Genomic DNA, 14,914 nt, shown 5'->3' on the forward strand with positions numbered 1-14,914 from the left:
ACCATCCTGCCATGGCGGACTCAAAGGGTTGACGGCCCTTGGCCGCCGCGCCATTGAGCATAGGCCCGCAAGCCTCCACAGAAAGCCACCATGCCCATTCGCCTGGACAGAAGCAGCGCCGATTTCGACCAGCGCTTTGGCGCCTTTCTCGGCGCCAAGCGCGAAGCATCCGCCGATGTCGAGCGGGCGACCCGCGCCATCGTCGATGACGTGGCCGCGCGCGGCGACGCCGCCCTGCTCGAGGCGACCCGTAAATTCGACCGGCTGGATATCGCAGCCAGCGGCCTGCGCGTCACCGGTGATGAGATCGGGGCTGCGACCAAAGCCTGCGACAGCGCCACGTTGGATGCGTTGAAATTCGCGCGCGACCGGATCGAGATGTTCCATCGCCGCCAACTGCCCAAGGACGAGCGCTTTACCGATGCGCTCGGCGTCGAGCTCGGCTGGCGCTGGAGCGCGATCGACGCGGTCGGCCTTTACGTGCCCGGTGGCACGGCGGCGTATCCGTCCTCGGTGCTGATGAATGCGGTGCCGGCCGCGGTTGCCGGCGTGCCGCGCGTGGTGATGGTGGTGCCGTCGCCGGACGGCAAGCTCAACCCGCTGGTGCTGGCGGCAGCTGAGCTCGGCGGCGTCTCGGAAATCTACCGCGTCGGCGGCGCGCAGGCGGTGGCCGCGCTCGCCTACGGCACCGCCACGATCGCGCCGGTTGCGAAAATCGTCGGCCCCGGCAACGCCTATGTCGCCGCCGCCAAGCGGCAGGTGTTCGGCAAAGTCGGCATCGACATGATCGCCGGCCCCTCCGAAGTGCTCGTCATCGCTGACGACACCGGCAATGCCGGCTGGATCGCGGCTGATCTTTTGGCGCAGGCCGAACACGATGCCAGCGCGCAGTCGATCCTGATCACCGACAGCGAGCGTCTCGCCGCCGAGGTCGAACAGGCGGTCGACGCGCAGCTCGTCACCCTGCCGCGCGCGGAAATCGCCCGCGCCTCGTGGAAGGATTTCGGCGCCATCATCATGGTGAAAAAGCTCGACGACGCCGTGGAGCTGGCGAACGCCATCGCCGCCGAGCATTTGGAAATCATGACCGCGGACGCCGAAGCATTGTCGGCAAAAGTCCGCAACGCCGGCGCGATCTTCTTGGGGTCCCATACGCCCGAGGCGATCGGCGACTATGTCGGCGGCTCCAACCACGTGCTGCCGACCGCGCGCTCGGCGCGGTTCTCGTCGGGCCTCGGCGTGCTAGACTTCATGAAGCGCACCTCGATTCTCAAATGCGGGCCGGACCAGTTGCGCGCGCTGGGACCCGCCGCGATGACCCTGGGCAAGGCCGAAGGCCTCGATGCCCATTCACGCTCGATCGGATTGCGTCTCAACCTGTCATGACCAAGCCGCCCGCAGACGAGGATCCGCAGAACCGCATTGTCGCGGTGACGCTGGACGAAGAATCGATCGGGCGTTCCGGGCCCGACATCGAGCACGAGCGCGCGATCGCGATCTACGACCTGATCGAACAAAATCTGTTCGCGCCTGACGGGGCGGACAGCGGCCCGTTCACGCTGCACCTTGCGATCACCGGCAACCGGCTGATGTTCGACATCCGCCGCGAGGACGGCACGCCTGTGGTGGCGCATCTGTTGTCGCTGACGCCGTTCCGGCGGATCGTGAAGGACTATTTCATGATCTGCGACAGCTACTACCAGGCGATCCGCACCGCGACCACCGACAAGATCGAGGCCATCGACATGGGCCGCCGCGGCATCCATGACGAGGGCTCGCGCACGCTGCAGGAACGGCTGAAGGGCAAGGTACGGATCGATTTCGAAACCGCGCGGCGGCTGTTCACGCTGATCTGCGTGCTGCACTGGAAGGGGCAGGACGCATGACCCCGAAAAGTGCGAAGCGGTTTTCGGATCAGGTCATGCGTCAAATAGAGCGTGTGATCCGGCATTCTGAAAGGCTCACGCTCCAAACAAGAGAAGCGTGAATGGACGCGCCGCCCCGCGCGCGCAATCCGCAGGCCGTATTGTTCTCATGCGGCCTGAACAGCGTGCGTTCGCCGATGGCCGAAAGCCTGCTGCAGCAGATGTTCCCGCAGGCGCTCTATGTGAAATCCGCCGGCGTCAGGAAGGGCGAGCTCGATCCGTTCGCGGTCGCCGTGATGGCCGAACTCGGCCAGGATATTTCCGGCCACAAGCCGCAGACGTTCGAGGAACTCGAGGATTGGGAAGGGCTCAATTTCGACCTCATCATCACGCTGTCGCCCGAAGCGCATCACAAGGCGCTGGCCCTGACGCACACGCTGGCCGCCGACGTCGAATACTGGCCGACGCCGGATCCGACCGACACCGAAGGCAGCCGCGAGCAGAAGCTGCAAGCCTATCGCGACGTCTGCGACGGCCTCTCGCTGCGCATCCGCCGGAGGTTTTCGAAGGTGGGCGCCGCGAGCGGGTAGCTTCTTCCCTCTCCCGCGCTTTGCGGGGTCGAGACGAGCGAAGCTCGCTCTTAGGGTGCCGAGCAAAGCGAGGCGGGTGGGGGCTCTCTCCGCGAGTCCCGTCGCCGAGGGAGCCCCCACCCCAACCTTCCCCCGCAAGCGCGGGAGAGGGGGCGCACTGCGCGTGCGGCGATAGGATTTTTCCACGCAGCCACAACCACTTGCCACCCGGTTGTGAAAACCACGCCCTTCCGATAGGTTCCGCGCGCATTCGCCCCCTCGATTCCTCTGCCTCCCAAAAATCAGCATGCTTGGCCGTCCCAAATTCGTTCTTGCCTCCGGTTCGCCGCGACGGCTCAGCCTGCTCAACCAGGCCGGCATCGAGCCCGACGCGTTGCGTCCCGCTGACGTCGACGAGACCCCGAAGCGGGGCGAGCTGCCGCGCGCCTGCGCCAACCGATTGGCGCGCGCCAAGGCGGATGCCGCGCTGAAATCCGTCCAGCTCGACGACGAGCTGCGCGGTTCCTTCATCCTCGCCGCCGACACCGTGGTCGCGGTCGGCCGCCGCATCCTGCCGAAGGCCAATCTGGTCGACGAAGCCTCGCAGTGCCTGCGGCTGCTGTCGGGCCGCAACCATCGCGTCTACACGGCGATCTGCCTGGTGACGCCGAAGGAAGCCTTTCGCCAGCGCCTGATCGAGACCCGCGTGCGCTTCAAGCGGCTCAACGAGGACGACATCCAGGCCTATATCGGTTCCGGCGAATGGCGCGGCAAAGCCGGCGGCTACGCGGTGCAGGGCATCGCCGGATCGTTCGTGGTCAAAATGGTCGGCTCCTACACCAACATCGTCGGCCTGCCGCTCTATGAAACGGTCACGCTGCTCGGCGGCGAAGGTTTTCCGATCCGCTTCGGCTGGTTGAATGCCAGCTGACCCGCCCAAAGGCGCGGGGAAGGATACGGGCCAGGCCGGATCGGGCGTGTCGAAACCGGCATCGAAGCCTTCATCGAAGCCTTGCCCGGAATGCGGCAGGCCCGCCGAGAACCCCAAAACCCTGCCGTTCTGTTCCCCGCGCTGCCGCGACGTCGACCTGAACCGCTGGCTCTCCGGCCGCTACGTCATCCCCGGCAAGGAGAATGAGGCAGAAGACGAGGAGTAGGGCGGGGCATGCCGGATACGAAATACCAGTTAATTTCCAATAGTTTGTGGACGATACCGACGCCGAGCCGCGCCAAGCGAAGCCAACGGCGAAGCTGGGTGGACACAGCCGTCCGGCCTGACTATAAACCGGCGCTCCCTGCTCCGCGCCGGGACATGCCCAGGTAGCTCAGTTGGTAGAGCATGCGACTGAAAATCGCAGTGTCGGTGGTTCGATCCCGCCCCTGGGCACCAAGTCGCTACTAAGCGACTGATATCCAGAGCAATCAGTGAAATCAAGCACTTGGGACTACCCGATTGGTACACACGGGTGGTACACATGCCCCTTGCAATGGCTCGTCCCTGGAAGCATCCAAAGACAGGAATGATCTGCTGCGCCTCGTTGGCAAGCGCGAAGAGAAACGGAGCTTAGGCACGCGTGATCCGGGCGCCGCTAAGCGTCTACATGCTGCGGCCCTCGCTGAGATCGAGCTGCGGTGGTCAAACCTGAGATCGCCGCCAAAGGCGCTTAGCGAGAGGGAAGCCTTTGATCTGGCAGCACCCCTTGCCGATTGGTGGATCGCTCAGCATCGAGAGAATCCAAGCGCTCAAAAGACGTGGAAGACTGAATTCGGGGACCGGGTATTTGCACCACTGGCCGTGCTTGAAGCCGGCGACCTGAGGGCACTCAACAAGCACATGCCCATGGCAGGCTCCTTCGACGTTCTGCAGATGGAACAATGGTGCCTTCAGGGCGCAGCCGAACTATCCGAAGCTCGTGGCTTGCAGCTAGACGAGACTTGTCATCGTCTACTTGCCCGATGCATTGCAAGGGTAGTCCAACGGGCGAGCCTTCAGTTGAAACGGCTCGCGGATGGCGAACCACTCGAAACTTTCTCCCCTTTTGAGGTGCCCCGTCGAGCGCCGCCCGCATCTAGCCGGAGAGTGATCGTTTTTCCTAAATTGGTCGAAGGGTGGATCGCTGAGCGGCGCCCCGCACCAAAGACAATCTACGAGTGGCAAAGGGTGATCAAGCAACTGGCCTCGTTCTTGGGGCACGAGAACGCGTCCGCGCTGACCGCTGACGACTTGCTTAGGTGGAAGTCATCCTTGGTCGAAGCCGGCTTGAGGTCCAAAACGGTTCGCGACGCTAAGCTCGCACCTGTTCGTGCGATACTGCAGTGGGGCGTTCAAAATCTGCTCCTCGCCGACAACGTTGCGGAAAAGGTCACCATCGATGTTCGCGCCAAGCAGGGTGAGAAGAAGAGGAGTTTCACGGACGAGGAAGGCAGAATAATCCTGCGGGCAGCACTTTCGGAGAGAGATCCGGTCCGCCGGTGGGTACCTTGGATTGGCGCTTATTCTGGCGCTCGCGTTTCAGAGATCTGTCAACTTCGACGTGAAGACGTTGTCGAGATAGAGGGCGTCTGGTGTTTGAAGGTGATGCCAGAGGCTGGTTCTGTGAAGACGAGCGGATCCGAGCGTATCATTCCGCTTCATCCTGCGCTCGTGGCCAGTGGCTTCCTTGAATTTGCCCTTAAGAGGCCCGCAGGGCCGATCTTTTCGGGCTTGACTCCGGATAAGTTTGGAAAGCGTGGCGGTAATGGTACGAAGGTCATCGGGCGCTTCGTACGCCAGCTAGGTATAGTCGACCCCCGCATTTCCCCCAGTCATTCATGGCGGCATCGAATCAAGACGCTTGGTCGACGCCATGGGTTAGCTCAGGATATCCTCGAAGCAATAACCGGACACGGCTCCAGGTCAGTAGCGGACGCTTACGGGGAATTCCCGGTCGAGGCGCTATATCGTGAACTAACTAAGATCCCTTCTCTTCAGGTGTGACCATTTGGCGTCTTATCGTCAGAGGATAATCGATCAGCAGCACCAGACTACGAATCTGGGGGTCAGGAGTTCGAATCTCTTCGGGCGCGCCAGCATCTTACGAAGTCCTGGTAATTCAAATTCATAGCGCAAATCATGGCTTTGGCCGCTTGCTGGTGGTAGCACCCGGGGGTCATAGGGATGCGTGCGCTGATGGGTTTGATTAAGGATAGGCACGGCACCTATTGTGCCCAGCAGAAGGTGCCTGAGCGTCTTCAGCCCGCAGTGGCGAAAGTCCTGGGCAACGGCAAAGCACGACAGGTCTACCTCAAGAAATCCTTGGGAACTAAGGACCTTAAGGCCGCAAACATTCGCGGGAAGCTTGTGTTAGCCGGCTTTGATAGGATCATGAGAGACGTTACCGCCATTGCGGAGCAGCCATCAGTCGCCCCGTCAGCTCGTTCGAGCCTCAACGACACGGAAATAGCCCGCATGGCGGAGTACGTGTTCGCAAAGGCGCTTGCTTGGGATGAACGCTTCCGTGTTGGCGGGCGAGAAGAATTGAAGCGCGTGGAAGCGTGGCTGCACACTTCACGTCATCGACGCCTTGGAGACCTTCGGGATCGATCTGGCTGCTGGCAGTCTGTCACGCCCACCGTTGGGCATTGCCGTCCTGCGCTCCTATGTGCGCGCGCTGCAGGCCATCGAGAAGCGCAACGCTGGCGAGCCTGTTGAAACGCCTGCGTTCACCGTAGAGCACTCAAGCGTTGCCGAGTTGGGTGGAACGCTCAGCGCCGCCGCTGCGGGATGGGAACGTTACCGTGTCCGTCCCGCGCGAACCGTGCATGAACATCAGCGCAGCGTGGCGTTGTTCGTCCAAATGCACGGGGACCTGCACGTGACCCAAATTAGGCGGTCGCACGTTCGAGAATTTCGCGAGACCTTGCAGTCTATGCCCCGTCACCGTGAAGGGGAGCTGCTGAAGGCCACGTTGCCTGACCTGAAAGTCTGGGGACAACTGCATCCCGAGGCCGCGAAGATTTCGCCAGCTACGATCAACAAGCAGCTCGGAGCGGTGCAGGCCATCGTCGTGTGGGGGAACGAAAATGGTTTGGTGCCCGAGGACATTATGTGGAGTGACCCGTTCAGCAAGATGCGGGTAACGGAAGACGACTCTGAGCGCGCGCCTTTCAGTTTAACGGAACTGCAGATGATTTTCAGCGCGCCGCTATTCACGGGGCATAAGCCGCCCTTGGGAGCTAAAGGCGTCGCAGGAGTGTGGCTACCGTTGTTGGCATTGTTCACAGGTGCTCGGCAGGCCGAAATAGCAGGACTGACCGTCGCTGATGTTATCAAGGCCACCGATATGGAATTGCCGTTCTTATTGATCACAGAGCAACTAAAGCGGCGCAAGCGGCTCAAGACGAAGTCCTCTCAGCGCGCAATACCTGTTCACGGGCGACTGGTAGCGCTTGGCTTCCTAGAATACGTGGAGACGCGTAGGCGCAGCGGGGAAACGGCGTGGCTATTCCCTTCAGTAGAGCCCAATCAACCCAGCGCCTTAGCAGCTTGGAGCAAGTGGTTTGGTCGCTATCTTAGGGACACCGTCGGCGTGTCGGACAGCGCAAAGGTTTTCCACTCGTTTCGTCACGGTTTCAAAGACGCGGCGCGGGCTGGTAGTGTCGCCCAAGATGCCGCAGATCACCCCAGCCTTCGCACCCGACCTCGTCACAACCATGCGTTGGGCTCTCGACGTGGCCTCTGATCGCGTCCCAGCGACGTCACGTACGCCTGCGACCAAGGCCAGATGGCTCAGCGCATCGTCAGGTCCGCGCAGGAGGGTGTTGCGGATGCGCACCAGCTTGTCGCGGCAGCGGTGGCCGAAGGCATGGTGCCCGCGCACTGACGATGTGCCTTCGCGTTGTGAGGGTTCGGCTCGGAGCATAGGTGAGCGCAGTAGCGCAGGATGATCGGCAACTCGTCAGGATGACCGGCGGCCTCGTAGGTGCCGAGGAACCTAACGGCATCTTAAGCCGTTATGACCAGGTGACGAGCCGGAGCTTAGCCACGACATTCAGGGTGCTCATCGGTGACTGCGCTCGACTTCCGACTGTTCGAAGACACGGCCTGGATGCACGAGTATCAGGCCTTCATCCTCAGCGCGGATCGTCAGACCATTAGTCGGTTGAAATTTTCCGCGCCCGATGACAGGACAGCCAGGTTACACGCCAAGCAATGTCTCGATAAGCACGACGTAGAGCTTTGGCAATTGGAGCGATGGGTAGGGACTTTTACGCCTGTTCAAAGTCCCCCGCTACAAATCGAATGCGGATTTGAACCTGGTTCGAGCTTGCTTGACAGCAACGCGGGCCTACCGGTTCGCTGCGATGTCCCGAGTTGCTTTAGTCGCACTGCGGTGGCTTCAGAAACCTAAGCCTCCCGAGCAAGCTAGAATTACATCTGACATCCATTGGACCGATAGACGGCGATGATGCGACTGAAATAAGTAGTGCGCTTGGCGCTCAGCGTCGCGATGTGTCTCGGCGTGGGCATAGTCGAGAGTTTCGTAACGAGGCCAGAGATACCGACTTGGTATGCAGGGCTCGCCAAGCCATCCTGGACACCACCGCCCTCAGTGTTCCCCATCGCGTGGACCACACTTTACATTCTCATGGCCGTGAGCTTCTGGAGGCTTTGGGAGCATGAGCGATCTGCAGCGCGTTCAAGTGCGATGGCAGGGTTTATAGCCCAGCTCGCGCTCAATACGGCTTGGTCGCCAGTGTTCTTCGGATGGCACGGCACCAAAACGGCCTTGGTCATCATAGTGGCATTGTTGCTCGCCATTGGCATGACGATCCGCCTTGCATCACGGGTTGATCGTGTCGCGACGTACCTTCTGGCCCCTGATTTAGCCTGGGTGCGTACGCGGCCACGGTCAATGCTGGTGTCGTGGCTCTGAATAGCTCTCGGCCTTCTTGCACTCACATCCGTGCCGATTGAGCCTAAGGATGTCCGCTTATCGGGTGAGACCGGAAGTGAGCGACCGAGGGGCAAACCGACGCGAATGACCCAACTCGGACATAGCCCCGCTGGATAGGATCGCAGCGCTATGGAGTAGTTCAAGAAGCTGATAACCTGGGTTCGTTACGTTCGCTGAGCGGCAACCCGAAGCGCTACTTCGGTGGAATCGGGGAGGCCATCGTCATGAGCAGGATTACACGACGGGCACTCGGCTTTGCGACTTTGGCGGGGCTGATGCTGGTCTCAGCCGCACCGAGCATCGCGGTCGCGCAGGAAAAGGTAGTGCGCATGGGTAATCAAAAGGTCGGCGCTTACGCACTCATGAAAGCACGCGGCATTCTGGAAGAGCGCCTGAAGCCACTCGGCTACGCAGTCACCTGGAAGGAGTTTCCGAGCGGGCCGCAGCTCCTCGAAGGGGTCAAGGCGGGTGTGGTCGATTTCGCCCATAGCGGCGACGCGCCGCCGATCTTTGCCCAAGCTGCCGGCGCACCGCTTCTCTATATCGGTCACGAGCCGGCGGCGCCGAAGGGCGAGGCGATCATCGTACCGAAGGACAGCCCGATCAAGACGGTCGCCGATCTAAAGGGCAAGAAGATCGCGCTTAACAAAGGCTCCAACGTACATTACCTGCTGGTGCGCGCACTCGAAAAGGCAGGGCTCAAATACACCGATGTCGAGCTAGTATATCTGCCGCCGGTCGGTGGGCGCGCCGCTTTCGAAAAGGGGGAGGTTGACGCCTGGGTGATCTGGGAGCCCTACGGCACTGCCGCCGAGATGTCATTGGGCGCGCGCACTGTCGCTGATGGCACTGGCCTTGTCTCAAACTACGAATTTTTCTTCACAAGCAAGACATTTGCTGAGGCGCATCGCCAGATAATCGAAGTGGTGCTCGGTGCCGCGCGCGATGTCTACGCCGAAGCGGCAAAGGATATTCGGGGCACCGCAAAGACGTTCAGCGCGGCCGCCGGGTTCCCCGAGCCGGTGATGGAGGTTGCGCTGTCCCGCAGGACCTTCGACATCCTGCCGATCAGCAGTTCGGTTATCGCCGAACAGCAGCGGATCGCCGACACCTTCAAGGATCTCGGACTCATTCCCGCAGCGATCAAGGTATCGGATGCGGCGCACCAGTAGCTGGGCCACGATCACTTCTGCCAGTGGCACTTTTGAGACATCCGATGGCCTCTGCCGAAGTCCGTTATTGAGGGCCAAGCCGACTTCCCGGTTGAACGCCCGGACTTCTCACTTTGACCCGAAGCCGACATTGGTCCTACCGTGCGATGGCTAAATATGGTTTGATGAGTGACTTAGGAGCGCGTGCAACAACTGGCACGGTGTTCGCGGCGAATTTGGCGCGGCATCCACACGCTGATTTTTACGGGGGATTTTAATGGCAGATCAATTGCGACAAACCGGTTCAATGTTCATTTGCTCTCCGACCAATGCTCTACAAGACGTTCAAACCCTGGAGTCAATAATCTCTGGTTACACTCGACTTGGGGGAAGGGTCCCGCCAGCCATCACAGCTGCTTTAGAATTAGCAAAGGCAGGAAAGAACGTCGAAGATTCGATGAATATAGCGGCGACGGTTTGTTCAACTTCTACGTTTCTGAACAGATTCGTTGCGCTCGGGAGGGTGGTTTTAAGAATCTGGATGAATTTGAACGGCAGAAAAGATCGGACCCGAGCGGCGGCTCGGTAATCAAAGTTGAAGACTGCACGGTGCGGGTCGAGAGGCGCTGGCAGATCACAAACCTTGATTACTCAATCAATCTGGCTAACAAGGATTCCGCCGCTAGACAATTTCTGGAAAGAACCAAGAAGCAAGCGTTCGATATAGTCGCAAAATGGATTAAGAAAAAAAAGATGGAAAAAATAGGCAAGGCTCCTTCGTACGAAAATCCAAAGCCTAGATAAGAAATCGTTATGGAATCCGCAACGTTCGTTTAGGAGTCCGAACATAGCCGCGCAAAGATGCCCCCCTTGATCGCTGAATGGCCTGCACCAATCGCCAGAGGCGACTTCCGGAATTGGCACATTTCGGACCTAATAGCCCAGGCTGACCATGTCCGTCCCTGAGAGGGCAAAGCGGACTTCCCAGTTGCGTGTCCAGACTTCCGTTTTTGACCCCGAGCGGACATTGGGAAAGTGCACTTGGCCTGCGCGTTTCGGTGTACGATGGCGTTACGACTGGACATATGAGTGGATGCTCCAAGCGGGTTGACGCAATACAATCTGTTATCGCTGTCGGGGACGAGGTGCATGCGTCCAATTGTTCTGCCTTCTGTTAACCGACGACACCTGTTCGCCTTGGGTGCCAAGCTATCGTTGGCGACTTTCGCTTCGGCGGCCATATGGCCGCGCTCGGGCACGTGCCAATCCGGACTGATGGAGGGCTACGCCGACGGCGACGGAGTGAGGTTATACATTATCCACGGGGGCGAGGGCCAACTCATGTTGTTCCTTCACGGTATCCCGGACAGCTGGATGCTGTACACGAGCCAGCTCGCAGAGTTCAGCCGAGACCACATGGTAGTGGCTCCCAATCTGCGAGGGTTTCCGCCGTCAGATCGACCGGAGGCAGTCGAGGCGTATGCCATGCCGAGATCGTTGGGCGATGTACATGCCCTGCTTCGTCATTTCGGCCGTGAGCGGTGCATCCTCGTGGGCAACGACTGGGGTGGCTACATTGCGTGGGTGTTTGCTTCCGCCTATCCAAACCGTGTTGAACGCTTGATCATTCTCAATGCACCGCACCCCGTCATATTACTCCGTGAGGTCCGCAATAGCGCGGCGCAAATCCAGGCATCCCAATACGAGCGCGACCGTAACAGTGCTATTGCGCCTTATCCGTCCTGGTACAATTACTACCGCGCCGATCCGATCAAGGTGCCTTCCTCCATCGCCGAGGCCGCGCAGATGGAAACGCCAGACCTCGCTGCGCGTTTCTTTGCCGGTGTCACGGAACCTCCCGCCACAACATCCCTCCGGGTGGATGTTCCCACATTGGTTCTTTGGGGTATGCAAGACCCTCACTGCTTGCCCGGTCAGTTGGACAACCTCCACGACTACGTGGCGAATGCGACCGTGGTTCGGATCGAGGATGCAGGCCACTACCCGATGCAATCCCATCCGATGTTGGTGAACCGTGCAATCCGGGACTTCTTGCGGCATCGCTAAAACAGCTGCGGCGACTTCCGCACGTGGCACAAACGGACCTCCGCGTGTATCCTGACAATGTCTGATTCCGGGGTAGAGCGGACCTGAAGCGTCGCGGATCGGCAGCCATCCGCCTGAGGCGTGCAACACTCACCGCCATGTTGATGACCCTGATGACAACCGTAGATGACATGAGACCGACACGTGGATCACCACGCCCATCGCGATCACCCGCAGGCTCAAGAGCCAATCCATTCCCAGGTGCTCTCAGCCGCAACGACGTTAGCAGCACCTCGAGCTGAGCCGCGCCTTAACCGTCCCTTTACCATAATTGTTCATGATGTCTTCGTAGTTCATCCGCGACGGGTCTTGACCTTCATGGCGCAACGCAATCTGAGAACATCGGTCGACACCAGAGAAAACGTCCTCAGCTTTGCTCGCCTGAATACGTCGGCTTCAGGCACGAACGCCTTAAACTTGGTGTACCAAGCTGCCGAGGTCTTCGCCAGTATCGAAAATCATGCCCGAGAGACCGAAGCCCGCGCGCAGTCCCTGTGCAAGAGCGCACTTGAGAAACTGAAGAGTGCTGAAGTCCGAATTGAAGCCGTCGAGCGGGCGCGCCGAGAAGTCATTGTTGAGGCCGAAGGCAAGCTGCAACACGCCTCACGGGTGGCCCAGACACGCATGAAGGCCATCGAAGATAAGCTGACGGCCACTGAGTTCCGCGCACAAGCAGCCGAAGCAGAAGCGCGCGAAGCCAAGCAGTCCCTGGCCCTCGTGGAGGAGGCCATTCGCAGGCGTCTCCTTTGCGCAACGCCCGAGGCTGTTGGCGCGTTCGTCTAGGAACCTATCCGGCAACGGTCAACTGTAGTTCCACTCAGGAGCCTCTTAGGCCGCTATGCGCTCCTGCAGTGCGGCAATGGTCGAAGACAGGTTGGCACGCCTCGCTATCAAGGTGCGAGCTAAGACCGAATAACTTGCGTCGCAACGATCCTTACAGCGCGTGCGTTCTTCTTCCGCCGCGATGTCGCTATCGAGCAATTCCACACGTCGACTAAGGGTGACAACGAGTGTCTCGATTTGCTCAGGTGCAATCTGCCTAGTCTCAGAACGATACTGGCGTTTCACGTCGATCCCTCGGTTGTCGCGCTTTAAGACAAGTTTCGAACCAGAGGTCCGAGGGCTGCCAACAACCAGCAAGCCCAATGCCAATCGCAGCTTTCGACGCGTTGACGGCTAGGATGGAGCCGGAGAACCTCCAGTCGCATTGTGCTGGATTGCTAGATCATTCTCAGGGGGCTCCCATGAAGCTGTTGGCACTACTGGCAGTTGGACTTTCGCTCTCGCTCGCAGCTTGTGGCAAAGACCCCGGACCTAAGGGAGACCCGGGAGCGCAAGGTCCCGCAGGTCCATTAGGGAGCCCAAGGCAGGCTCGCAGTTTCTGTGGCGCTGCGATCGATATAGCGGTAACCGCTCGTCAGTTCATGATGCACATATGGATTCGCAGCACGCATGAAGTTCAGCACCGACCGTCCCTATTCCGATCCTGAAAAGGCCGCGCGCAAGCTGCTGGATATCGCCAACGCTACCGAGCCGGTAGACGGAAAGATTTACATCGAGAAGATAAACGCGCCGATGCTGTACCAGGAGCGCGCCACCCCGACCGAATACAAGGCTGGCCTTGATCTGGCTATCGCGCGTGGGTGGCTGTTGCTGCACGAGAGCGGCACCTACGTGAAGTTCACCCCGGCAGGCGCGGATCTGTTTGCTTGAATGCTGACAGCCTCACTTGCTAGCGACGGCCTATAGTGCGAGTTGCGGCTTTCGCGCAGCTCCCTGTACTCTGAACTGGGGCGCGTTAATGCGCTCTTCGGAGTACCCCATCTGGGGTGCTGTCCACCCTCAGAATCAGCGTTTAGGAATTTCCCATAGTTCTCGGTATGGGTCAGTTCGATCGTGGCGCCGGAAGGGCTGGAAAATGGACAGCTTAAAGCCCGAGTTTCAACCAAAGCGGCTAAAGACCGGCACCTGGACTGTTGTCGTGGTGACCGGAAATGGACCCGATTCCCACGTTGGGGACTTCGATACAAAGAAGGAGGCCGCCGACTGGATCGCGGCCAATTCGGAAGGCTGGCCAGCTAGATCGAAGTGAACCCCGCTTCTGCTGCGGTTCGCTAAAATCGCATGCTGCGCTTGTCGAGCTGGGGCTGAAGGTGAAGAAATGAGCGATGTCATCTCCTACCGGGCCTTCACTGATGCCGCCACCGGTCTAACGATTTATGTAAATCCACAGGCGGTGAGATTCGTAGTGGCAGCCGGCCTCCGCACAACCATCGTGTTTTCAGAAACTCACACGGTGACAGTGACCGCCGATCTGCAGTCTGTTATCGACGGTGGGCTTTTTCAAATAGAATGAAGGCGACGGGGAAATGATGAAAAAGATCATTCAACTCAGTGCTTAATTTTCGTTGCAGCAAGTGCGCCGGCATTGGCGCAAAGCCCGAAGGAATTGAAGACGAAACCCGGTGCCTCGGTGGTTCTTATCAACCTTATCACCGCACGACCGGACTGCAGTGCGACCCCTGGTCCGAGCGCATTGCCGGTAGTCACCGCGTTGCCGGCCAATGGCGTCGTTCAAATGCAGATAATAGTGAGCAACGTGCCTGCGGGAAATAACTGCCCGGCCAGAAAGGTACCAAGCACTGCCTTGATATACACCCCGAATAAAGACTTCTCTGGCTCCGACAAGGTTGAGATCGACATTGTGGCGGGCAATCAGAAGAGGTCGTTTGGTTATCTGATTACGGTTCAAAATCCTGGCCAACAACTATGAGTAAGAACTTGACGCAAATTTGCTGGCTGGACGAGATCGGGCTAAAGGCGAAGAAATGACTACTCGATGTCGCAAATGTGACTTCCGACGTATGGAGAAATCTCTTTCTAAAAATTGGTCCTAGATCATGTTTAGAATTTTGATTTCGTTCGCGGCACTGTTGTTAGCACCGGCGGCACACCAACAAGGTGGCCCACTCTAGTGGAGCGCGATCTGATACGATCTATGGAGGATGCATAGATCTAGAGCAGTCAGCTTATGACACGTTGAGGAACATATGGTCTCCGCTACCGGCGGACACTCAAGCCTGGTGCGACAAGGTAGCCAGATCATCAGGGACCGGATCTTATAAGATCCTTAGCGAGTGCGTTGAAGACCAAGAAACTGCCAACAAGACTAATTCAACGCGAGCATTTTTTTCGCCGGTGAGGTTTCGCGCCCATAAAAGCGATGCGCCCAGCTTGCAGATAAATGGCGCTTTCATATGGCGACCGGACACCGTTGCGGCGTTTTA

Annotated in this window: 14 protein-coding genes, 2 tRNA genes and 2 pseudogenes; all 18 read left to right on the top strand. The window is 59.1% G+C overall.

The features are described from left to right. Nucleotides 1-90: 90 nt before the first annotated feature. Nucleotides 91-1,386 (top strand): histidinol dehydrogenase, encoded by a 1,296-nt coding sequence (hisD, locus tag JQ611_RS07995; RefSeq protein ID WP_212465109.1) that lies wholly within the window; start codon nt 91-93, stop codon nt 1,384-1,386. Then, entirely contained in the window at nt 1,383-1,886 is a 504-nt protein-coding gene (locus JQ611_RS08000; protein WP_212465110.1) for a UPF0262 family protein, read from the top strand. The genes hisD and JQ611_RS08000 overlap by 4 nt, the downstream gene beginning before the upstream one ends. A gap of 101 nt (nt 1,887-1,987) precedes the next feature. Further along, nucleotides 1,988-2,455: a low molecular weight phosphatase family protein gene (locus JQ611_RS08005; RefSeq protein WP_212386423.1), complete on the top strand. Its 468-nt coding sequence runs from the start codon at nt 1,988-1,990 to the stop codon at nt 2,453-2,455. 286 nt (nt 2,456-2,741) lie between these two features. Continuing rightward, nucleotides 2,742-3,365 (top strand): Maf-like protein, encoded by a 624-nt coding sequence (locus JQ611_RS08010; protein ID WP_192735329.1) that lies wholly within the window; start codon nt 2,742-2,744, stop codon nt 3,363-3,365. Further along, complete coding sequence (gene yacG, locus JQ611_RS08015) at nt 3,355-3,591, top strand: DNA gyrase inhibitor YacG (protein ID WP_212465111.1); 237 nt, start codon at nt 3,355-3,357, stop codon at nt 3,589-3,591. The genes JQ611_RS08010 and yacG overlap by 11 nt, the downstream gene beginning before the upstream one ends. 157 nt (nt 3,592-3,748) lie before the next feature. After that, nucleotides 3,749-3,824, top strand: a tRNA-Phe gene (locus tag JQ611_RS08020). Nucleotides 3,825-3,887: 63 nt separating this feature from the next. Further along, nucleotides 3,888-4,022: pseudogene (locus tag JQ611_RS42675) on the top strand (hypothetical protein); the annotation flags it as partial. A gap of 573 nt (nt 4,023-4,595) precedes the next feature. Beyond that, nucleotides 4,596-5,411: a site-specific integrase gene (locus JQ611_RS41595; protein ID WP_249133016.1), complete on the top strand. Its 816-nt coding sequence runs from the start codon at nt 4,596-4,598 to the stop codon at nt 5,409-5,411. A 7-nt stretch (nt 5,412-5,418) separates the two neighbouring features. Then, nucleotides 5,419-5,503: transfer RNA gene (locus JQ611_RS08030), tRNA-OTHER, on the top strand. Between the two features lie 100 nt (nt 5,504-5,603). Further along, nucleotides 5,604-6,125, top strand: coding sequence for a DUF6538 domain-containing protein (locus JQ611_RS42955; protein WP_409411259.1), 522 nt, complete (start codon nt 5,604-5,606; stop codon nt 6,123-6,125). Beyond that, nucleotides 6,049-7,155 (top strand): site-specific integrase, encoded by a 1,107-nt coding sequence (locus JQ611_RS08035; RefSeq protein WP_212465112.1) that lies wholly within the window; start codon nt 6,049-6,051, stop codon nt 7,153-7,155. Before JQ611_RS42955 ends, JQ611_RS08035 begins: the two co-directional genes overlap by 77 nt. A gap of 768 nt (nt 7,156-7,923) precedes the next feature. Further along, nucleotides 7,924-8,390 (top strand): annotated as a pseudogene (locus JQ611_RS08040) (TspO/MBR family protein). Between the two features lie 204 nt (nt 8,391-8,594). Next, on the top strand, nt 8,595-9,542 hold the full coding sequence (locus JQ611_RS08045; RefSeq protein ID WP_212465113.1) for a sulfonate ABC transporter substrate-binding protein: 948 nt from the start codon (nt 8,595-8,597) through the stop codon (nt 9,540-9,542). A 183-nt stretch (nt 9,543-9,725) separates the two neighbouring features. Beyond that, nucleotides 9,726-10,325 carry a hypothetical protein gene (locus JQ611_RS08050; RefSeq protein ID WP_212465114.1) on the top strand — a complete coding sequence of 200 codons (600 nt, stop codon included), beginning with the start codon at nt 9,726-9,728 and terminating at the stop codon, nt 10,323-10,325. Nucleotides 10,326-10,862: 537 nt separating this feature from the next. Then, a complete protein-coding gene (locus tag JQ611_RS08055; protein ID WP_212465115.1) occupies nt 10,863-11,588 on the top strand; it encodes an alpha/beta fold hydrolase in 726 nt (241 codons plus the stop codon). A 357-nt stretch (nt 11,589-11,945) separates the two neighbouring features. Further along, on the top strand, nt 11,946-12,410 hold the full coding sequence (locus JQ611_RS08060) for a hypothetical protein (protein ID WP_249133018.1): 465 nt from the start codon (nt 11,946-11,948) through the stop codon (nt 12,408-12,410). A gap of 669 nt (nt 12,411-13,079) precedes the next feature. Further along, nucleotides 13,080-13,340 (top strand): hypothetical protein, encoded by a 261-nt coding sequence (locus tag JQ611_RS08065; RefSeq protein WP_212465116.1) that lies wholly within the window; start codon nt 13,080-13,082, stop codon nt 13,338-13,340. A gap of 448 nt (nt 13,341-13,788) precedes the next feature. Next, nucleotides 13,789-13,983 (top strand): hypothetical protein, encoded by a 195-nt coding sequence (locus tag JQ611_RS08070; protein ID WP_212465117.1) that lies wholly within the window; start codon nt 13,789-13,791, stop codon nt 13,981-13,983. Nucleotides 13,984-14,914 lie beyond the last annotated feature (931 nt).

Origin of the sequence: Bradyrhizobium sp. AUGA SZCCT0182, assembly GCF_018130185.1 — a bacterium.
GTDB lineage: Bacteria > Pseudomonadota > Alphaproteobacteria > Rhizobiales > Xanthobacteraceae > Bradyrhizobium.